The sequence below is a fragment of the Pseudomonas sp. H1_A03 genome (assembly GCF_054685145.1).
This window is the reverse complement of the sequence record NZ_CP162829.1, coordinates 1639409-1659826: the sequence shown is the minus strand read 5'-3', so window position 1 is coordinate 1659826 and position 20418 is coordinate 1639409. Positions and strand designations below refer to the sequence as shown.

Annotated in this window: 19 protein-coding genes and 2 pseudogenes; 10 read left to right on the top strand and 11 right to left on the bottom strand. The window is 60.3% G+C overall.

The annotated features are described in order from the left end of the window. Positions 1 to 133 precede the first annotated feature (133 nt). The gene (thiI, locus tag AB4O35_RS07700) at positions 134 to 1588 is read right to left on the bottom strand and encodes a tRNA uracil 4-sulfurtransferase ThiI (RefSeq protein ID WP_065879802.1); all 1455 of its coding nucleotides are present in this window, start codon (positions 1586 to 1588) and stop codon (positions 134 to 136) included. 332 nt (positions 1589 to 1920) lie between these two features. On the opposite strand from thiI, the gene glnA reads away from it, so the two are divergent. From glnA to ntrC, 4 genes are all read left to right on the top strand, one after another. After that, complete coding sequence (gene glnA / locus AB4O35_RS07695; protein ID WP_012721762.1) at positions 1921 to 3327, top strand: type I glutamate--ammonia ligase; 1407 nt, start codon at positions 1921 to 1923, stop codon at positions 3325 to 3327. A 180-nt stretch (positions 3328 to 3507) separates the two neighbouring features. After that, entirely contained in the window at positions 3508 to 4044 is a 537-nt protein-coding gene (locus tag AB4O35_RS07690; RefSeq protein WP_065889163.1) for a chorismate mutase, read from the top strand. A gap of 371 nt (positions 4045 to 4415) precedes the next feature. Then, entirely contained in the window at positions 4416 to 5501 is a 1086-nt protein-coding gene (glnL, locus tag AB4O35_RS07685) for a nitrogen regulation protein NR(II) (RefSeq protein WP_065875771.1), read from the top strand. Continuing rightward, complete coding sequence (ntrC, locus tag AB4O35_RS07680) at positions 5498 to 6934, top strand: nitrogen regulation protein NR(I) (protein WP_065875772.1); 1437 nt, start codon at positions 5498 to 5500, stop codon at positions 6932 to 6934. Before glnL ends, ntrC begins: the two co-directional genes overlap by 4 nt. Before the next feature lie 529 nt (positions 6935 to 7463). On the opposite strand, the pseudogene AB4O35_RS07675 reads toward ntrC, so the two are convergent. After that, positions 7464 to 7903 (bottom strand): annotated as a pseudogene (locus AB4O35_RS07675) (hypothetical protein). Between AB4O35_RS07675 and AB4O35_RS07670 the strand changes: the two are divergent. Next, positions 7902 to 8357 (top strand): tRNA (cytidine(34)-2'-O)-methyltransferase, encoded by a 456-nt coding sequence (locus tag AB4O35_RS07670; RefSeq protein WP_065875774.1) that lies wholly within the window; start codon positions 7902 to 7904, stop codon positions 8355 to 8357. The pseudogene AB4O35_RS07675 and the gene AB4O35_RS07670 overlap by 2 nt on opposite strands. A gap of 120 nt (positions 8358 to 8477) precedes the next feature. Here the strand turns inward: AB4O35_RS07670 and secB are convergent, their stop codons facing one another. Genes secB through AB4O35_RS07655 form a run of 3 tightly spaced genes read right to left on the bottom strand, consistent with a single transcriptional unit; the run spans position 8478 to position 9669 of the window. Continuing rightward, the gene (secB, locus tag AB4O35_RS07665) at positions 8478 to 8957 is read right to left on the bottom strand and encodes a protein-export chaperone SecB (protein WP_003237490.1); all 480 of its coding nucleotides are present in this window, start codon (positions 8955 to 8957) and stop codon (positions 8478 to 8480) included. A 42-nt stretch (positions 8958 to 8999) separates the two neighbouring features. Next, positions 9000 to 9254 (bottom strand): glutaredoxin 3, encoded by a 255-nt coding sequence (grxC, locus tag AB4O35_RS07660; protein WP_033896917.1) that lies wholly within the window; start codon positions 9252 to 9254, stop codon positions 9000 to 9002. A gap of 1 nt (position 9255) precedes the next feature. Then, on the bottom strand, positions 9256 to 9669 hold the full coding sequence (locus tag AB4O35_RS07655) for a rhodanese-like domain-containing protein (protein ID WP_049710466.1): 414 nt from the start codon (positions 9667 to 9669) through the stop codon (positions 9256 to 9258). Between the two features lie 151 nt (positions 9670 to 9820). Here AB4O35_RS07655 and gpmI point away from each other — a divergent pair, with 151 nt between their 5' ends. From gpmI to AB4O35_RS07630, 5 genes and pseudogenes are all read left to right on the top strand, one after another. Beyond that, entirely contained in the window at positions 9821 to 11347 is a 1527-nt protein-coding gene (gene gpmI, locus AB4O35_RS07650; protein WP_065875775.1) for a 2,3-bisphosphoglycerate-independent phosphoglycerate mutase, read from the top strand. A 260-nt stretch (positions 11348 to 11607) separates the two neighbouring features. Next, a pseudogene (locus tag AB4O35_RS07645) lies at positions 11608 to 12902 on the top strand (murein hydrolase activator EnvC family protein). A gap of 31 nt (positions 12903 to 12933) precedes the next feature. Next, positions 12934 to 14250 (top strand): S41 family peptidase, encoded by a 1317-nt coding sequence (locus tag AB4O35_RS07640; RefSeq protein WP_012721751.1) that lies wholly within the window; start codon positions 12934 to 12936, stop codon positions 14248 to 14250. 1 nt (position 14251) lies between these two features. Then, positions 14252 to 15037 (top strand): divergent polysaccharide deacetylase family protein, encoded by a 786-nt coding sequence (locus AB4O35_RS07635; protein ID WP_065875777.1) that lies wholly within the window; start codon positions 14252 to 14254, stop codon positions 15035 to 15037. Between the two features lie 63 nt (positions 15038 to 15100). Continuing rightward, entirely contained in the window at positions 15101 to 16393 is a 1293-nt protein-coding gene (locus AB4O35_RS07630) for a Vps62-related protein (protein ID WP_065945586.1), read from the top strand. Here the strand turns inward: AB4O35_RS07630 and AB4O35_RS07625 are convergent. The 6 genes from AB4O35_RS07625 to hisB all read right to left on the bottom strand — a co-directional run bounded on the left by AB4O35_RS07625 (position 16346) and on the right by hisB (position 20213). Further along, a complete protein-coding gene (locus AB4O35_RS07625) occupies positions 16346 to 17101 on the bottom strand; it encodes a substrate-binding periplasmic protein (protein ID WP_065875779.1) in 756 nt (251 codons plus the stop codon). The two genes, AB4O35_RS07630 and AB4O35_RS07625, sit on opposite strands and share 48 nt — an antisense overlap. A gap of 66 nt (positions 17102 to 17167) precedes the next feature. Beyond that, the gene (hisF, locus tag AB4O35_RS07620; protein ID WP_017138643.1) at positions 17168 to 17938 is read right to left on the bottom strand and encodes an imidazole glycerol phosphate synthase subunit HisF; all 771 of its coding nucleotides are present in this window, start codon (positions 17936 to 17938) and stop codon (positions 17168 to 17170) included. A gap of 9 nt (positions 17939 to 17947) precedes the next feature. Continuing rightward, positions 17948 to 18685, bottom strand: coding sequence for a 1-(5-phosphoribosyl)-5-[(5-phosphoribosylamino)methylideneamino]imidazole-4-carboxamide isomerase (hisA, locus tag AB4O35_RS07615; protein WP_029295899.1), 738 nt, complete (start codon positions 18683 to 18685; stop codon positions 17948 to 17950). Positions 18686 to 18724: 39 nt separating this feature from the next. Further along, the gene (locus AB4O35_RS07610) at positions 18725 to 18982 is read right to left on the bottom strand and encodes a DUF2164 domain-containing protein (RefSeq protein WP_010213888.1); all 258 of its coding nucleotides are present in this window, start codon (positions 18980 to 18982) and stop codon (positions 18725 to 18727) included. Beyond that, on the bottom strand, positions 18982 to 19620 hold the full coding sequence (gene hisH / locus AB4O35_RS07605) for an imidazole glycerol phosphate synthase subunit HisH (protein ID WP_065875780.1): 639 nt from the start codon (positions 19618 to 19620) through the stop codon (positions 18982 to 18984). The genes AB4O35_RS07610 and hisH overlap by 1 nt, the downstream gene beginning before the upstream one ends. Beyond that, positions 19620 to 20213 (bottom strand): imidazoleglycerol-phosphate dehydratase HisB, encoded by a 594-nt coding sequence (hisB, locus tag AB4O35_RS07600; protein WP_017849940.1) that lies wholly within the window; start codon positions 20211 to 20213, stop codon positions 19620 to 19622. Before hisB ends, hisH begins: the two co-directional genes overlap by 1 nt. Positions 20214 to 20418: the final 205 nt, after the last annotated feature.

Genomic DNA, 20418 nt, shown 5'->3' with positions numbered 1-20418 from the left:
ATCTCGATCAGAGGATTCGGTGTGCTGACAGGTCGTGGCAGCGATTTACAGTAGAGTCAGGCCTTGCCGTTACAGCTTGACGGCAGAGTCGGGGGGCCGGTGACGCAGGCCACAGGCAAACAGCCCCGGGCTCTTAGCTCGGTCGATAAACGCGCACATTGGCATGCCCCTCACTGAGCAAATGGTGGGCATGCAGGCGACTCATCACGCCTTTGTCGCAATACAACAGGTACTGACGGCTGTTATCCAGTTCCTTGAAACGCGCGTTCAATGCATAAAACGGCAGCGTTTGTACGTCGATGCCGGCGATTTCCAGCGGCTCATCTTCGGCGGCATCCGGGTGACGGATGTCGACGACGATCTGGCCGGCCAGGGCTTCGCTGACTTCTTCGATCTTTACGTCCTGGCCCAGTTCGTCGATGACGCGATCGATCGGGACCATTTTGGCGTTCTCAAGCGCACGCTCAAGAATCGCCATGTCGAACTGTTGTTCTTCGTACTCCACGCGGTTGCGCTTGGCGTGGGTCTTGGGGTTCACCGAGATGACCCCGCAATATTCAGGCATATGCTTGGCGAAATCAGCGGTACCGATTTCTTCGGCCAGGTCGATGATGTCCTGCTTGTGACTGGCGATCAGCGGGCGCAGCACCAGCTTTTCGGTCACGCAGTCAATCAGTGACAGGTTCGGCAGCGTCTGGCTGGACACCTGGGAGATCGCCTCACCGGTCACCAGCGCGTCGATCTGCAACTGGTCGGCGATCCGCGACGCAGCGCGCAACATCATACGCTTCAAAACTACGCCCATATGACTGTTATCGACTTTGCCGAGAATTTCGCCCAACACTTCCTCGAACGGTACGCTTACAAATAGCACGCGTTGGGAGCTGCCGTATTTCTTCCAGATAAAGTGCGCAACTTCCATCACGCCCAATTCGTGTGCACGCCCGCCCAGGTTAAAGAAGCAGAAGTGGCTCATCAGGCCGCGGCGCATGATCTGGTAAGCCGCCACCGTGGAATCGAAACCGCCGGACATCAATACCAGGGTCTGTTCCAGGGCGCCCAGCGGGTAGCCGCCGATACTGTTGTGCTGGCTGTGGATCACAAACAACCGTTGGTCGCGAATTTCCATGCGCACTTCAATTTGCGGCGCTTTCAGGGAAATTCCGGCGGCGCCGCACTCGCGACGCAGCTTGCTGCCGACGTATTTTTCGACATCCATGGAGCTAAAGGTGTGCTTGCCGGCACGCTTGCAACGCACCGAAAAGATCTTCCCTTCCAGCTCATTACCGAAGTGCTGTTTGCACTTCTCGGTGATGTCGTCGAAGTCGCCAAGCGGGTACTCATCCACCTGCAGGAAATGCGCGATGCCCGGCATGCAGCTCAGGCGCTCGGTCATGTCCTTCAAGGCTTTGGGCTCGGTGACACGGGTTTCCAGCTCGAGGTTGTCCCACACGCCATTCACCACCACAGCCGGGTCCAGATCGCGGAGCACGGCACGGATGTTCTTGGCCAATTGACGGATGAAACGCATCCGTACCGGTCGGCTCTTGATGGTGATTTCGGGGAAGACTTTAACGATTAATTTCATGGAAACAGCGCGCGCCGGGCCTGCTGAAAAAGGGGGGCGCGGATTATAGCGGAAATCGCTCACGGTTTAACCAGTTAATATGCATAGCACACGCAACGCACTAAATGGGTGCGCTTTCGTTCCATTGCGCCACATTGCGGTGCGAAGATTTTACGCTTTTGTCGCAATGCACCTTTATAGGGGCGTTTTTGGATCAAAAAACCCATGTTGGCGCACTGGCATGCAATTTGCTCTCTTGTGAGGCAGGTTGCCATGGCGGAGTATCCGCGCCGGCATCACCCAAATTCTAAGGGCTACTCCACTACCCAGCCCGAAGCCACCCGGAGGACACTATGTCGAAGTCGGTTCAACTCATCAAAGATCATGACGTTAAATGGATTGATCTGCGCTTCACGGACACCAAAGGCACTCAGCACCACGTGACCATGCCGGCTCGCGATGCGCTGGATGATGCTTTCTTTGAAGAAGGCAAAATGTTCGACGGTTCCTCCATCGCTGGCTGGAAAGGCATCGAAGCCTCCGACATGATCCTGATGCCGGACGACAGCACTGCCGTGCTGGACCCGTTCACCGAAGAGCCAACCCTGATCCTGGTTTGCGACGTGATCGAGCCTTCGACCATGCAAGGCTACGACCGCGACCCACGTGCGATCGCCAAGCGTGCCGAGGAATACCTGAAGTCGACCGGCATCGGCGACACTGTATTCGTAGGCCCGGAGCCAGAATTCTTCATCTTCGACCAGGTCAAGTTCAAGTCCGACATCTCCGGTTCGATGTTCAAGATCTACTCCGAACAAGGCTCCTGGATGTCCGACCAGGACGTGGAAGGCGGCAACCATGGCCACCGTCCAGGTATCAAAGGTGGCTACTTCCCGGTTCCGCCGTTCGACCATGACCACGAAATCCGTACCTCCATGTGCAACGCCATGGAAGACATGGGCCTGGTCATCGAAGTGCACCACCACGAAGTGGCGACTGCCGGCCAGAACGAAATCGGTGTGAAGTTCAACACCCTGGTGGCCAAGGCTGACGAAGTTCAAACCCTGAAGTATTGCGTACACAACACTGCCGTTGCCTACGGCCGTACCGCTACCTTCATGCCTAAGCCGCTGTACGGCGATAACGGCTCGGGTATGCACGTTCACTTGTCCATCGCCAAAGATGGCAAGAACACCTTCGCTGGCGAAGGTTATGCCGGCCTGTCCGACACCGCCCTGTACTTCATCGGCGGTATCATCAAGCACGGTAAGGCCCTGAACGGCTTCACCAACCCGTCGACCAACTCCTACAAGCGTCTGGTCCCAGGTTTCGAAGCACCGGTAATGCTGGCTTACTCGGCACGTAACCGTTCCGCGTCGATCCGTATTCCTTACGTGTCCAGCCCTCGTGCTCGCCGTATCGAAGCGCGCTTCCCGGATCCAGCAGCCAACCCATACCTGGCCTTCGCTGCCCTGGTCATGGCCGGCCTGGACGGTATCCAGAACAAGATCCACCCTGGCGACGCCGCCGACAAAAACTTGTACGACCTGCCGCCTGAAGAGGCCAAAGAGATCCCACAAGTGTGTGGCAGCCTGAAAGAAGCCCTGGAAGAGCTGGACAAGGGCCGTGCGTTCCTGACCAAAGGCGGCGTGTTCAGCGACGACTTCATCGACGCTTACATCGAGCTGAAAAGCGCGGAAGAAATCAAGGTTCGCACCTTCGTACACCCGCTGGAATACGAGCTGTACTACAGCTGCTGATCCGGTAGCGCCGCTTAACGTGGCGTGCTGAAAAAAGACCTCCTTCAGGAGGTCTTTTTTTGCCCGCGATTTGTGAAGAATGCGGGAGCAGGCTGGCCCGCGATAGCGTACTGCCCGCCACCTGATGTATGACTGACCCACCGCCATCGCGGGCAAGCCCGCTCCCACAGGAGATCACCTTTGAAATACCGATTTGTGTTCGCTCTGTTATTTGTCAGTACCGGTGCGAGCGCCGCGCCACCTACCCTTGAGCCGCTGCTCAACAGCATCGCCGAGCGCCTGGAAATTGCCGACCAGGTAGCCCTGAGCAAATGGGACAGCAAAAAACCCGTAGAAGATAAGAAACGCGAACAAGAGGTGATCGCCAGCGTTGTCGCCCAGGCGCCAAGCTACAAGCTGGACCCTGCCGCCGCCGAGCAGTTTTTCTCGGCGCAGATCGAAGCGAACAAACTGGTGCAGTACACGCACCTGTCCGACTGGCAGTTCCAGGGAAAGGCGCCCGATGATCCGCGCCCGGACCTGGTCAAGCAGATTCGCCCGCAGCTGGATGAACTGCAAAAGCGCCTGCTGCAGCAACTGGCCGACTTCAGCCCGCAGCGCACCGACCCGCAGTGCCCGCAATGGCTCGCCACGGCCGTGCATGAGCCGCTGAACGATCCTTTGCGGCAACTGGCAATGATTCGCGCCACGGCCGAGCTGTGCATCCAGAAGAACTGAGGCTGTAACCCCGATCACAATGTGGGAGCTGGCTTGCCTGCGATAAGCGCGGTACATCCAAAACCGCTATCGCAGGCAAGCCAGCTCCCACACCCACCGCAACCTTCCAGGCGATTCACCGTAATTTCCTAGTTCCTGAACAACCTTCACAAAATCGCACTATATTGGTGCGACCCACTGCACCCTTCCCACCTGGCCAACCCATTTTGGTTCGAATCTTCCCGATGAAGCTGGCAGAACGCCACAGATTCGAGCCTTAAACGCCTATTTCAGGCGATTAACGCTTCTTTTCGGAGCCTTGGTTTGGTTTTTGCATTTTCCTTGTATCAGCGTGTGCCTCAAGCACGCGCCTTGCTCCAAAAGAGGTCCCGATGACCATCAGTGATGCACTGCACCGTTTGTTACTCGACAACCTGACCACCGCGACCATCCTGCTCAACGCCGATCTGCGTCTTGAGTACATGAACCCGGCAGCAGAGATGCTCCTGGCCATCAGCGGCCAGCGCAGCCATGGGCAGTTCATCAGCGAGCTGTTCACCGAGTCGGCCGAAGCCTTGAGCTCATTGCGCCAGGCGGTGGAGCAGGCACACCCGTTTACCAAACGCGAAGCGATGCTCACCGCCCTCACCGGCCAGACGCTGACGGTCGACTACGCCGTCACCCCGATCCTGAGCAATGGCGCGACCCTGCTGCTGCTCGAAGTGCACCCTCGCGACCGCCTGCTGCGCATTACCAAGGAAGAAGCGCAGCTGTCCAAGCAGGAAACCAGCAAGATGCTGGTGCGCGGCCTGGCCCATGAGATCAAGAACCCCCTCGGCGGGATTCGCGGCGCGGCGCAACTGCTGGCCCGCGAGCTGCCGGAGGAACACCTCAAGGACTACACCAACGTCATCATCGAAGAAGCCGACCGCCTGCGTAACCTGGTGGACCGCATGCTCGGCTCCAACAAACTGCCGTCGCTGGCGATGACCAACGTGCACGAAGTGCTGGAGCGCGTCTGCCACCTGGTCGAGGCCGAAAGCCAGGGCTGCATTACCTTGGTGCGCGACTATGATCCGAGCATTCCGGACGTATTGATCGACCGCGAACAGATGATCCAGGCAGTGCTCAATATCGTGCGCAACGCCATGCAAGCCATCAGCAGCCAGAACGAACTGCGCCTGGGCCGCATCAGCCTGCGCACCCGTGCCCTGCGCCAGTTCACCATCGGCCATGTGCGCCATCGCCTGGTGACCAAGGTCGAGATCATCGACAACGGCCCGGGCATTCCTGCGGAACTGCAGGAAACCATTTTCTTTCCCATGGTCAGCGGCCGCCCGGACGGTACCGGGCTGGGCCTGGCCATTACCCAGAACATCATCAGCCAGCACCAGGGTCTGATCGAATGTGAGAGCCATCCTGGCCACACCACGTTCTCGATCTTTCTGCCACTGGAACAAGGAGCCCCATCGACATGAGCCGTAGTGAAACTGTCTGGATCGTCGATGACGACCGTTCTATCCGCTGGGTCCTCGAGAAAGCCTTGCAACAGGAAGGCATGACCACCCAGAGCTTCGACAGCGCCGACGGGGTGATGAGCCGCCTGGCTCGCCAGCAGCCCGACGTGATCATTTCCGACATCCGCATGCCCGGCGCCAGTGGCCTGGACCTGTTGGCACGGATTCGCGAGCAGCATCCGCGTTTGCCGGTGATCATCATGACCGCGCACTCGGACCTGGACAGCGCTGTCGCGTCCTACCAGGGCGGCGCCTTTGAATACCTGCCCAAGCCATTCGACGTGGACGAGGCGGTGGCGCTGGTCAAACGCGCCAACCAGCACGCCCAGGAACAGCAGAACCAAGAAGCCCCACCCGCCCTGACCCGCACCCCGGAAATCATCGGCGAAGCGCCGGCGATGCAGGAAGTGTTTCGCGCCATCGGGCGTTTGAGCCACTCCAACATCACCGTACTGATCAATGGCGAATCGGGGACCGGTAAAGAACTGGTGGCCCACGCCCTGCACCGTCACAGCCCACGAGCGGCTTCGCCATTTATTGCGTTGAACATGGCGGCTATCCCGAAGGACTTGATGGAGTCCGAGTTGTTCGGCCATGAAAAAGGCGCGTTTACCGGCGCCGCCAACCTGCGTCGCGGGCGTTTTGAACAGGCGGACGGCGGCACGCTGTTCCTCGATGAAATCGGTGATATGCCGGCCGATACCCAGACCCGCCTGCTGCGCGTGCTGGCGGACGGCGAGTTCTACCGGGTTGGCGGGCACACGCCGGTCAAGGTCGACGTGCGTATCATCGCCGCGACCCACCAGAACCTGGAAACCCTGGTGCATGCGGGCAAATTCCGTGAGGACTTGTTCCACCGCCTCAATGTGATCCGTATCCACATTCCGCGGATGTCGGACCGTCGCGAAGACATCCCGACGCTCGCCCGCCACTTCCTTGCCCGCGCCGCGCAAGAGCTGGCGGTTGAGCCGAAGCTGCTCAAAAGCGAGACCGAGGAATACCTGAAGAACCTGCCGTGGCCAGGCAACGTGCGCCAGCTGGAGAACACTTGCCGCTGGATCACGGTGATGGCGTCCGGGCGCGAAGTGCATATCAGCGACCTGCCACCGGAACTGCTCAGCCTGCCGCAGGACTCTGCGCCGGTGACCAACTGGGAGCAGGCGCTGCGCCAATGGGCGGATCAGGCCCTGGCTCGCGGCCAGTCGAGCCTGCTGGACAGCGCCGTACCAGCGTTTGAGCGGATCATGATCGAAACCGCCCTGAAGCACACCGCAGGTCGCCGTCGCGATGCCGCCGTGCTGCTGGGCTGGGGCCGCAACACCCTGACGCGCAAGATCAAGGAGCTGGGGATGAAGGTCGATGGTGGTGACGACGATGAGGGCGACGACGCCTGACTTACAGGCTCACTGAAGATCTAATGTGGGAGCGGGCTTGCTCGCGAAGGCGGTGTCATTCAGCACATCAGTGACTGAAACACCGCCTTCGCGAGCAAGCCCGCTCCCACATTTGGATCTCCATAAGGGTCCAGGCGCGTGCACCGCTTCAATGCACCCTGTACCAGCATCGCGCACGCCTTCCAAGCCTCAAGCAAGCATCGTAGTAAGAACATAGAGAATCCCGAAAACAACGAAGCCCCGTATTCCGGGGCTTTGCGCTTTCTAGAAGTTTTTTTTGGCACACCTTGGCCACTCTGGCACGCGCCCTGCAATAACCCCTGTACTACCCAGTTTCGGGGACCTTGGTACAGGCAGGCCGAGACTCCCCTCTTTACACCCGGGGTGCTTGATGCGAACCGCATCGCGCTCCACACCGCTTTGGGGAACCTTGGTACAGGCAGGCCGGGGATTCCCTCTTTAACACCGAAGCCTCTGGCTTCACCCCGTTTTGGGAGCCCTGGTACAGGCAGGCCGGGAACTCCCTCTTTTATTGCTCTTGGAGATGGATCTCCAGCCGCCAGCGGCCATCAACTTCTTCCCCCTCCAATCCCCGCGCAACGGCCGAGCCGCCACCAGGTTCAGCAGCAAGCCGCCGTCGGTCTTGCGCACGCGCCAGTTCACGTCCTTTTCATTGATCTTGAGTTGCCCACTGGTGCCCTTGCCTTGGGCGTCAAACAACAGCGCCACGGTGCCGTCGATATGCTCGCCGTGCAGCTTGGGTTCGCTGTTGAACCACACCACCACGCCATCCGCCGCGGTCTCAACCTGCTGCAGTTCGACCGGGTCCGGGGTGGTCAGGCGGCCAATCATCAAGCCGATCATCAAGCCGACAATCGCCAACGAGCCCATGACCCTGGGCAATAGCTTCGGCCTTGGGTCCTCTTCGGGGGTAGAATGCAGCGCATCTTTGCCTTCGGAGCCGTGCATGTTTCACGTCATCCTTTTTCAACCAGAAATTCCGCCGAATACCGGCAACGTTATCAGGCTGTGCGCCAACAGTGGCTGCCACCTGCATTTGATCGAGCCCCTGGGCTTTGACATGGACGACAAGCGCCTGCGCCGCGCCGGGCTGGACTACCACGAGTACGCCACCCTCAAGCGCCATGCCGACCTGGCGAGTTGCCTGGAAAGCCTGGGGCACCCGCGACTGTTCGCGTTCACCACCAAGGGTTCGCGACCGTTCCACGATGCCAGCTTTGCCGAGGGCGACGCGTTCCTGTTCGGCCCGGAGAGCCGGGGCCTGCCGCCGGAGGTGCTGGACGCACTGCCAGACGGTCATCGTCTGCGTTTGCCGATGCGCGAGGGGTGCCGCAGCTTGAACCTGTCCAACACCGTGGCCGTCGCTGTCTACGAAGGCTGGCGCCAACTCGGCTTTAAATAACACCCCTAACGAATGTGGGAGCGGGCTTGCTCGCGAAAGCAGTGTGCCAGTCAATGAAGGTATCGACTGAAGTACCGCCTTCGCGAGCAAGCCCGCTCCCACATTTTTTACATCCGCAGCTTATTGAACGGTCGACGAACCTTCACTTTGCATGCGCTGCAGCTCTTGCGCATACAGGGCATCGAAGTTCACCGGTGCCAGCATCAGCGCCGGGAACGAGCCACGGGTGACCAGGCTGTCCAGGGTCTCGCGGGCATACGGGAACAGGATGTTCGGGCAGAACGCACCCAGGGTGTGGCTCATGGACGCTTCGTCCAGGCCTTGGATCAGGAAGATACCGGCCTGTTGCACTTCAGCGATGAAGGCCACTTCTTCGCCGTTCTTGACGGTGACCGACAGGGTCAGCACGACTTCATGGAAATCGCCTTCCAGTGCTTTTTGACGGGTATTCAGGTCCAGCGCAACGCTTGGGGTCCATTCCTGGCGGAAGATCGCCGGGCTTTTCGGCGCTTCGAACGACAGGTCACGCACGTAGATCCGCTGCAGCGAGAACTGTGGGCCTTGGGCTTCTGCTGCTTCGGTGTTCTGTTGATCAGTCATCGCAGATCCTTCTCTATCTTGGGGTCTTTTAGGGTTTAGAAGTCAGACGAGCAGCAGCGCATCGAGTTTACCGGCGCGCTCCAGGGCGAACAGGTCATCGCAGCCACCGATGTGCCTGGCGCCGATCCAGATTTGCGGCACGGACGTGCGCCCCGCCTTCTGGGCCATTTCGGCACGCACCTGGGGTTTGCCGTCGACCTTGATCTCTTCGAAGGCAACGCCCTTTTTCTCCAGCAAGGCCTTGGCCCGCATGCAGTAAGGGCACCAATCGCTGGAATACACGACAACCTGGCTCATATCACTTCACCAGTGGCAGGTTATCGGCCTTCCAGCTGCCAATACCGCCGGACAGTTTGGCGGCGGTGAAACCGGACTTGAGCATCTCACGGGCGTGGGTGCCGGAGTGCTGGCCTTGGGCGTCGACCAGGATGATGGTCTTGGCCTTGTGCTTTTCCAGCTCGGCCAGGCGCGCGATCAGCTTGTCCTGAGGAATGTTCAGGGCGCCGACGATATGGCCAGCGGCGAAATCCTTGGCCGGGCGGATATCCACGACAACGGCCTCATCCTTGTTGACCAGCGCGGTCAGCTCCGCCGTGCTCAGGCTGCGGCCACCGCGGCTCAATTCGTGAGCGATCAGCAGCGCCAGCAGGATGACGAAGGCACCCACAAGCAGGTAGTGGGCAGTGGCAAATGCAATCAGGTGATCAACCATCAAGGAGGTTCCAGGGCGTTAAAATGGCGGTAAGTATACACAGCCGTCAGGGGGGGCCAACCCCCGTAAAGCGGTGACGTGGTCGGAACTTCGCTTTAAACTGCCACTCCCTTTTCAATTGTCTTCCTTTATTACCGCCGCGAGAGGATCTATGACTACCACGCCTAAACCTTTGGTCCTGATAATTCTCGATGGCTTCGGACACAGTGAAAGCCACCACGACAACGCGGTGTACGCGGCCAAGAAGCCGGTACTCGATCGTTTGACCGCCACCGTGCCGAACGGCCTGATCTCCGGCTCGGGCATGGACGTGGGCCTGCCGGACGGCCAGATGGGCAACTCGGAAGTCGGCCATATGAATCTCGGCGCCGGACGAGTGGTCTATCAAGACTTCACACGTGTGACCAAAGCGATCCGCGATGGCGAGTTCTTCGAGAACCCGACCATCTGCGCGGCGGTCGATAAAGCAGTGGCTGCCGGTAAAGCTGTGCATTTCATGGGCTTGTTGTCGGATGGTGGCGTCCACAGCCACCAGGACCACTTGGTCGCCATGGCCGAACTGGCGTTCAAGCGCGGCGCTGACAAGATCTACCTGCACGCCTTCCTCGACGGCCGTGACACCCCGCCGAAAAGCGCGCAATCGTCGATCGAACTGCTCGACACCACCTTCGCCGCCTTGGGCAAAGGCCGTATCGCCAGCCTGGTCGGCCGTTACTTCGCCATGGACCGCGACAACCGCTGGGACCGCGTAGCCCAGGCCTACAACCTGATCGTCGACGGCCAGGCCGAATTCCACGCCGCCACCGCCCAGGAAGGCCTCGAAGCCGCCTACGCCCGTGGCGAGAGCGATGAATTTGTCAAAGCCACCACCATCGGTGAGCCGGTGAAAGTCGAAGACGGCGACGCCGTGGTGTTCATGAACTTCCGCGCCGACCGCGCCCGCGAGCTGAGCCGCGTGTTTGTCGAAGACGGCTTCAAAGAGTTCGAGCGCGCGCGCCAGCCGAAGGTGCAGTACGTGGGCCTGACCCAATACGCCGCGAGCATCCCGGCTCCCGCCGCTTTTGCAGCAGGCACCTTGGATAACGTGCTGGGCGACTACCTGGCAAAAAACGGCAAGACCCAGCTGCGCATCGCCGAAACCGAAAAATACGCCCACGTGACGTTTTTCTTCTCCGGTGGCCGTGAAGAGCCGTTCCCGGGCGAAGAGCGCATCCTGATCCCGTCGCCAAAAGTCGCCACTTACGACCTGCAGCCGGAAATGAGCGCGCCGGAAGTCACCGACAAGATCGTCGACGCCATCGAACACCAGCGTTACGACGTGATCGTGGTCAACTACGCCAACGGCGACATGGTCGGCCACAGCGGCAACCTGGAAGCCGCCACCAAAGCCGTGGAATGCCTGGACCTGTGCGTCGGCCGCATCGTCGATGCCCTGGAAAAAGTCGGCGGCGAAGCGCTGATCACTGCCGACCACGGCAACTGCGAGCAAATGTCCGACGAATCCACCGGCCAGGCCCACACCGCCCACACTACCGAGCCGGTACCGTTCATCTACGTCGGCAAGCGCGACTTCAAAGTGCGTGAAGGCGGCGTGCTGGCGGATGTGGCGCCGACTATGTTGATGTTGATGGGGCTGGAGAAGCCGCAAGAAATGACCGGGACCTCGATCCTGGTCTGATTCTCAGCCTCACCCAAAAACCCGTGTGGGAGCGGGCTTGCTCGCGAATGCGGCCGTTCAGTCGACATTTTCAACGACTGACGCACCGCATTCGCGAGCAAGCCCGCTCCCACATTGGTTTTGCGCTGTTTGGAAGATATCTTTTCGCCATACCTGTGCCACTCGGCACCTATCTTGCCTTCCAGCCCCAATTGGGCGTTTTTTTTGCCGCGCTTGGCGGGCATACTAGGCCGTCCATTTCCCTGGTGTCGCCCGCCTCTATGCTTCGCGCCTTGATTACCCTTGCTCTTGTCTGCCTGCTCCAACCGGCGTTTGCCGATGAGCGCGCACAAACCCAACAACAGTTGGACGCTACGCGTCAGGACATTACCGAGCTGAAAAAGCTGCTCGGCAAGCTCCAGGAAGAAAAGTCCGGGGTGCAGAAAGACCTACGCGGCACGGAAACCGAGATGGGCAAGCTGGAGAAGCAGGTCCAGGAGCTACAAAAAGAATTAAAGAAGAGCGAGTCGGAACTGGAGCGACTCGACGCTGAGAAAAAAAACTCCAGAGCGCACGCGTTGAACAGCAACGCCTGATCGCAATCCAGGCCCGCGCCGCCTACCAGAACGGCCGCCAGGAGTACCTCAAGCTGCTGCTCAACCAGCAGAACCCTGAGAAATTTGCGCGCACCCTCACCTACTACGACTACCTGAGCAAAGCCCGCATGGAGCAATTGAAAAGCTTCAACGAGACTCTGCGCCAGTTGGTCAATGTGGAACAGGAAATCGCCAACCAGCAATCGCAATTGCAGGACCAGAAAAGCGCCCTCGACACCCAGCGCAACGAGCTGGACAAGGTCCGCAAGGAGCGCCAGCTGGCCCTGGCCAAGCTCAATGACGACGTAAAGGCGCGCGACGCCAAGCTGCAAGCCCGCGAGCAGGACCAGGCCGACTTGGCCAAAGTGCTCAAGACCATCGAAGAAACCCTGGCTCGCCAGGCACGTGAGGCCGAAGAAGCGCGGCAGAAAGCGCTGATCGCCCAGCAGGAAGCCGAAAAAAAGCGCCAGCGTGAGGCCGAACTGGCTGCCACCTCGGACGCCCCGGCACCGCGCAAACCGGCGCATGCAGCCCCTGGCCCGCTGGTTTCCAGCGCCGGCGAGTCGTTCGGCGGCCCTTTTGCTTCAGCTCGCGGCAAACTTCCATGGCCGGTTGATGGTCGATTACTGGCACGCTTCGGTGAAACCCGTGGCGATGACACCCGCGCCAAGTGGGACGGGGTGATGATCAGCGCCTCTGCCGGCAGCCAGGTCCACGCTGTTCACGGTGGGCGCGTGGTATTTGCCGATTGGCTGCGCGGCGCCGGTTTGTTGGTGATTCTCGACCACGGTAATGGCTATTTGAGCCTTTACGGCCACAATCAGACTTTACTCAAGTCGGCAGGTGATGTTGTAAAAGCCGGTGAATCCATCTCCACTGTGGGTAACAGTGGTGGCCAGGACACTCCGGCGCTGTACTTCGCTATTCGTCAGCAGGGTCGCCCGAGCGATCCTGCACAATGGTGCAGAACCCAAGGATAAGGGTCGCATCTACATTAGGAGTTCGTTCGACATGCTGCATTTGTCCCGCCTCACTTCGCTGGCCCTGACGATCGCCCTGGTGATCGGCGCGCCCCTGGCTTTCGCCGACCAGGCCGCCCCGGCTGCACCTGCTGCCACCGCCGCGACCACCAAGGCGCCGTTGCCGCTGGACGAGCTGCGCACCTTTGCCGAGGTCATGGACCGGATCAAGGCAGCCTATGTCGAACCCGTAGATGACAAGACCCTGCTGGAGAATGCCATCAAGGGCATGCTCAGCAACCTCGACCCGCACTCCGCCTACCTGGGCCCGGAAGATTTTGCCGAGCTGCAGGAAAGCACCAGCGGTGAGTTCGGCGGCCTGGGCATTGAAGTTGGCGCCGAAGACGGCAACATCAAGGTGGTCTCGCCGATCGATGACACCCCCGCGTCGAAGGCCGGCATCCAGGCCGGCGACTTCATCGTCAAGATCAACGGCCAGCCGACCCGTGGCCAGACCATGACCGAAGCCGTCGACAAGATGCGCGGCAAGATCGGCCAGAAAATCACCCTGACCCTGGTACGCGACGGCGGCAACCCGTTCGATGTAACGCTGACCCGCGCGACCATTGTGGTCAAGAGCGTGAAGAGCCAGCTGCTGGAGTCGGGCTACGGTTACATCCGTATCACCCAGTTCCAGGTCAAGACCGGTGACGAAGTGGCCAAGGCCCTGGCCAAGCTGCGCAAGGACAACGGCAAGAAACTCAGCGGCATCGTGCTCGACCTGCGCAACAACCCAGGCGGCGTGCTGCAATCGGCGGTGGAAGTGGTTGATCACTTCATCACCAAGGGCCTGATCGTCTACACCAAGGGCCGTATTGCCAACTCCGAACTGCGCTTCTCGGCCACCGGCAACGACCTCAGCGAAAACGTGCCGCTGGCCGTGCTGATCAACGGAGGCAGCGCCTCGGCGTCGGAAATCGTCGCCGGCGCCCTGCAAGACCAGAAACGCGGCGTGCTGATGGGCACCACCAGCTTCGGCAAAGGCTCGGTACAAACCGTGTTGCCGCTGAACAACGAGCGTGCGCTGAAGATCACCACTGCTTTGTACTACACGCCGAACGGCCGCTCGATCCAGGCCCAGGGCATCGTGCCGGACATTGAGGTGCGCAAGGCCAAGATCACCAACGAGATCGACAGCGAGTACTACAAAGAAGCGGACCTGCAAGGTCATTTGGGCAATGGCAACGGCGGCGCCGACCAACCGACCGGCAGCGGCAAGAAAGCCAAGCCGATGCCGCAGGACGACGACTACCAGCTGGCTCAGGCACTCAGCCTGCTCAAAGGCCTGAGCATCACGCGCAGCCGTTGATATGCGTTTTGCCCTGATCATCGCGGTGCTGTGCAGCCTGGCAGGCGTCGCCCATGCGACGCCTGCCGGCGAGCCGCACAAAGCCTACCTGACCCTCATCATCGACGACCTCGGGCAGAACCTGCCCCGGGATCGTCGCGTGCTGGCCCTGCCTGGGCCGGTCACCACGGCGGTCATGCCCGACACACCCCACGCCGCCGAATTTGCCCGCGAGGCACACAAAGCCGGCAAGATCGTGATCCTGCATATGCCCATGGACCCGGCGACCGGCCCCTTCGCCTGGCACCCTGAGCTGCCCATCGAAGAACTCGCCAAGCGCCTGGACGCTGCGTTCAAGGCGGTGCCCTACACCGCAGGCATCAACAACCACATGGGCAGCCGCATGACCGCGCAACCGGTCGCCATGGCCTGGTTGATGGCCGAGCTGCAACGGCGCAACAAGTTCTTCGTCGACAGCCGCACCAGCGCGCAGACCGTCGCGGCAGCCGAGGCGCAGAAGATTGGATTGGCCCATGTCTCGCGGGATGTATTCCTCGATGACGAGCGCACTGAAGCAGCGATCACCACGCAATTGCAGACCGCAATCAAGCTGGCCCACAAGCAGGGTTCGGTCGTGATGATCGGTCACCCTTACCCGCAAACCCTGGCGGTGCTGGAGCGCGAGCTGCCCAAACTTAAGGCTCAGGGCGTCGATTGGATCGATATCAAGTTGATGATCAGCGTGCGCAGTAACCAAGCGATGGCGGGTCACGGCAAAAACGGCACCTACCTTCCTGCGCGTAGATAGATACAGCCCGGCAATGCGCTGACTGCTCGATAGTTGATGCTCCCATCAACTGGAGAGCCCATCATGAAGCCTCTGCAATTCAACGACCTGCTCATCAGCTTTACCAGCGAATTCCTGCCCCTGTGGAACGACAAGGGGTCCAGCGCGCACGAAGCCGTCGGCCTCTGGCGGCCCAGCATGACATCCGATGCGCTGAACCCGTTTTACGCCCTGGGTGATATTGCGGTGGGTCACTATCGCAATATCAACCACAGCAAGATCGTCGCCGTCGTGAGCGACGCGAATAAGGTCGACGGCACGGCCCTGCGTGCGCCCGTTGACTATCAATTGGTGTGGCACGATGAAGGGACTGGCGCTCACGCCAATTTTTCAATCTGGCGCCCGCTGCCCCCGGAGGGTTACGTCACGATGGGACTGGTGTGCGGTGTCGGCTACGACAAGCCTTCGCGCCATGCCGTACGCTGTGTACGAGCAGACCTGGTCGTCACGGCTCAAGTGGGCGAACTGATCTGGAATGATAAAGGCAGCGGCTCCGCCAACGATTTCAGCGCCTGGTCGGTCATCCCTCCCGGTGCATCTCCCGGCGAAGCCTACCTGGCACCTGGCACCTTCCTTGGCAGTGACAGTTATGCCAGGCCAAGCGTAGAGACCTACGCGCTGCGGCTGGCGCTGACCGCGCAACTCAGCGACCTGCCGGCACCTCCCGCCCTCATCGGGCATGAAAGCCCTGCTGCGGATGACACCACCTCAACGCTTCAGGTGTGCGAGCTGCCGTGGTTCTGTGTAAAAGACCCGGAGCTGACTGCAGTCGAACAGTCTCAGTCGTCGCCCACCTATCGCCTGGAGCGCACGGACCGCCACCTTATCGCCGGCTTCGGGCACAACACTGAGGCGACCAGTCAGCCGTTCATGTGGACGGCCACCAAGGGCGAACTGGGAGGAAATGCCAAGGCCCTGGCAGCCAACACCAGCATCGACCTGAGCAACGAGTGGCCCGTGTACCCACATGCCTTTGAGTTGAATTTTTCGGCGCATCTGGACCGAGACTTCACGCACACCCAACGCTCGGCGAAAGGCTGGAGCCACGCCTCGCCGCTGGAAATCATCACTTACGTCCCGCCAAACAAAGCCGTCGCGGCTTACCTTGTGCGCAGTGAGTATTGCCTGCTGCGTCAGGACGGCAGCCAGGTTTCAGGTACCGTCAGCTACACCAATGGTGATCACATTTATATGAGCGAGTCTTCCGAGGCCGCGCCATTGCCGGATGAAGCGCCTCCAGCATCAGAAGCCCCTCAAGCAGAGCCGAACCTAGAGGTAACGGGCCATGATTTGATCGATAACGCCCTCATCCCTTAACTGATCAAGCGCCGCCTGCAGCTTGCTCACCACTTCATCCGGCACGTCTTTATTCAACGCCAGGTAAAGCTGGGCACTGTTGAAGCGCAAGACGGTTTTAAGCTGGGTCACCCCGACCTGGCGGGCTAGGTAACGACCCGCCGGGTCACCGGTCGCCCACAGATCAATCTGGCCTTCCACCAGCTTTTGCGCATTGTCTTGGTCACGCAGTGCAACGACCGGGTTAAGGCCCTGCTTTTCCAGCGTTTCAGCAATGGCGTCGCCCTTGTAGGCGCCGATCTTGTAGCGGCGCGCGTGCTCAAGGTCGGTCAGTTGGATCTTGCTGTCGGCCTTGGCCAGTAGCACCCAATCGTCCGGACCGATAGGGCCGACCCATTTGAATAACGCCTCGCGATCCGGCAAACGGGCCATCACGAATACGCCATAGCCAGGTTTTTCCAGGGCGAGCTTGTAGATGCGCTCCCAAGGAAAACGCAGGGTGAGGTTGTAGGAAATGCCGGCACGCTTGAAGGTCTCGCGCACGATGTCCACGGCGATGCCTTCGATGTTCTCGTCCTTGGCGAAGTTCTTGCCGTTTTTCGCCATGTTGTAGGGCGGGAAGTTTTCCGTCAGCAACACCAGGGAGGCGTCAGACGGTTCTTCGGCGTTGGCCGAACCTGCCAGCAGGAGGGAAGTACTGGCGAGGGCGAGCAGCAGGGTCTTGAACATGAAGGCTACCGGAATCCATGGCAAGCGCAGAGAGTGCCGCGCACTTGCCATGGTGTCCAGCAGCGTTTAGCGAACGACGATACCGCGCGCCGCCATGTAGGCCTTGGCCTCGGGAACGGTGTACTCGCCAAAGTGGAAAATACTCGCCGCCAGCACCGCGCTGGCGTGGCCTTCGATCACACCATCGGCTAAATGCTGCAGGTTGCCGACGCCGCCGGAAGCGATCACTGGAATGCCCAGCGCATCGCTGATGGCGCGGGTCACGCCCAGGTCGAAGCCGTTTTTCATGCCGTCCTGGTCCATGCTGGTCAGCAGGATTTCACCGGCGCCGAGGGCTTCCATCTTCATTGCCCACTCCACCGCGTCCAGGCCGGTCGGCTTGCGACCGCCGTGGGTGAAGATCTCCCAGCGCGGGGTTTCGCCCGGGCCGGAGACTTTTTTGGCGTCGATGGCAACGACGATGCATTGCGAGCCGAAGTGCTGCGCTGCTTCGCCGACGAACTCCGGGTTGAACACCGCTGCCGTGTTGATCGACACCTTGTCCGCGCCGGCATTGAGCAAGTTGCGGATGTCCTGCACGGTGCGCACACCACCGCCCACGGTCAGCGGGATGAATACCTGGCTGGCCATGCGTTCGACGGTATGCAATGTGGTGTCGCGGCCGTCGACGCTGGCAGTGATGTCGAGAAAGGTAATCTCGTCGGCACCTTGCTCATCATAGCGACGCGCGATTTCCACCGGGTCGCCGGCATCACGGATGTTCTCGAACTTGACGCCCTTGACCACGCGACCGTTGTCGACGTCCAGGCAAGGGATGATGCGTTTGGCCAGCGCCATGGTCAGTCCTCAGCCGTTGTAGGCGTCGCAGTAAGCCTGGGCTTCGGCGACGTCCAGGGTACCTTCGTAGATCGCGCGGCCGGTGATGGCGCCGATGATGCCGGGGGCCTTGGCGTCCAGCAGCGACTTGATGTCGCCCAGGTTGTGAATGCCGCCGGAGGCGATCACCGGAATCTTTGTCGCAGCGGCCAGCGCAGCGGTGAACGGCACGTTGCAGCCCTGCATCATGCCGTCTTTGGCGATGTCGGTATAAACGATGGCGGACACGCCGTCGGCTTCGAACTGCTTGGCCAGGTCAATCACTTGGATGGTGCTGATTTCAGCCCAGCCGTCGGTGGCGACGAAACCATCCTTGGCGTCCAGGCCCACGATGACTTTGCCTGGGAATGCGCGGCAGGCTTCGGCGACGAAGGCTGGGTCTTTCACGGCCTTGGTGCCAATGATCACGTAGCTCACGCCAGCCTTGACGTAGTGCTCGATGGTTTCCAGGGAGCGGATACCGCCGCCGATCTGAATCGGCAGGTTCGGGTAGCGTTTGGCGATCGCAGTGACCACCTCGCCGTTGACCGGTTGGCCTTCGAAGGCGCCGTTCAGGTCCACCAGATGCAGACGACGGCAGCCCCCTTCCACCCATTTGGCAGCCATGCTCACCGGGTCATCGGAGAATACGGTGGAGTCTTCCATGCGGCCTTGGCGCAGACGGACGCAGGCGCCGTCCTTGAGATCGATAGCGGGGATAATCAGCATCTGGCAAACCTTATTCGATATTCAGCAATGCTTGGGAAATCAGGGTTTCTCAAGCGACCACAGGTCGCTTTCGATGCTTTCGAACCTTTCTTTAAGGAGCGTCTGCGTATCGAAAATCGCTCTGTTGTAATAATGCGGAGCCACTTCGGTGGTGAACAGCTCAAGAATCTCGGCGACCTCGAACGAGCCCAGCTTGAGCTCGAAGCGGTCTTCCATGAAGCGCTTGATCTTGAGGGTAGCCTCACTTTCCTGCTCGGGCGTGAGGTTCAAGATCGGCTGCTTCGGCTTCCTGGCCATTACCAGCGCCCATCCCAGGCGGCGAAGTTCTGCAGCAATTGCAGGCCATGGGTATGGCTCTTCTCCGGGTGGAACTGCACGGCAAAGCGCGAACCTTCAGCCAGCGCGGCGGCGAAGTCGACGCCGTAGTGCCCGCCACCCACCACCTGGCCCGGTTGACCGGCGGCGATGTAGTAGCTGTGCACGAAGTAGAAGCGCGCCATGTCCGGCACTTCGTGCCACAGCGGGTGATCCACGGTCTGGCGGACTTCGTTCCAGCCCATGTGCGGGACTTTCAGGTGTTCGCCGTCTTCATGCAGGTCTTTGCCGAAGAACTTAACCTGGCCTGGGAACAAACCGATGCAGTCGACGCCATCGTTCTCTTCACTGCTGTCGAGCAAGGCTTGCATGCCCACGCAGATGCCAAGGAACGGACGGTCCTGGCTGACTTCGCGCACCAGGCTGTCAAAGCCCAGGCGGCGGATCTCGGCCATGCAATCGCGAATCGCGCCAACACCCGGGAACACCACGCGGTCGGCTTCGCGAATCACATTGGCATCGCTGGTGATCAGCACCTTGCCGGCACCGACGTGCTCGAGGGCCTTGGCCACCGAGTGCAGGTTACCCATGCCGTAATCGATAACCGCGACCGTCTGCATTACAGGACGCCCTTGGTCGAAGGCATCTGCCCGGCCATGCGCTCATCCAGCTCGACGGCCATGCGCAGCGCGCGGCCGAATGCCTTGAACACGGTTTCGATCTGGTGGTGGGTGTTGGTGCCGCGCAGGTTGTCGATGTGCAGGCTGACAAGTGCGTGGTTGACGAAACCCTGGAAGAATTCCTGGAACAGGTCGACGTCAAAGCCGCCCACGGTGGCGCGGGTGTAGGGCACGTGCATCTGCAGGCCTGGGCGGCCGGAGAAGTCGATGACCACACGCGACAGCGCTTCGTCCAGCGGGACATAGGCGTGACCGTAGCGACGGATGCCTTTTTTGTCGCCGATAGCCTTGGCAAACGCCTGGCCGAGGGTGATGCCAACGTCTTCCACCGTGTGGTGGTCGTCGATATGCAGGTCGCCCTTGCTGACGATATCCAGGTCGATCAGCCCGTGACGGGCGATCTGGTCCAGCATGTGCTCAAGAAAAGGGACACCGATATCAAATCGGGCCTTTCCGGTGCCATCCAGGTTGATCGAGGCTTTGATCTGGGTTTCCAGAGTGTCGCGCTCGACGGACGCCTTACGTTCGGCCATCACCAGCTCCGCAAAATCATTGGGCGAAAAAGGCAGCCATTATAGGGGCGCGGGCGCTAAACAGAAACATCGGAGGGGATAAGACTGACGAGTTGAAGCGAGAGATGTCGGGGATAGACATGTGCATACATGTGAGAGCCAGTCGTGTAGTGAGCGGGCTTGCCCCGCGCTGGGTGGCGCAGCCGCCCCAACCCAGGCACCGAAT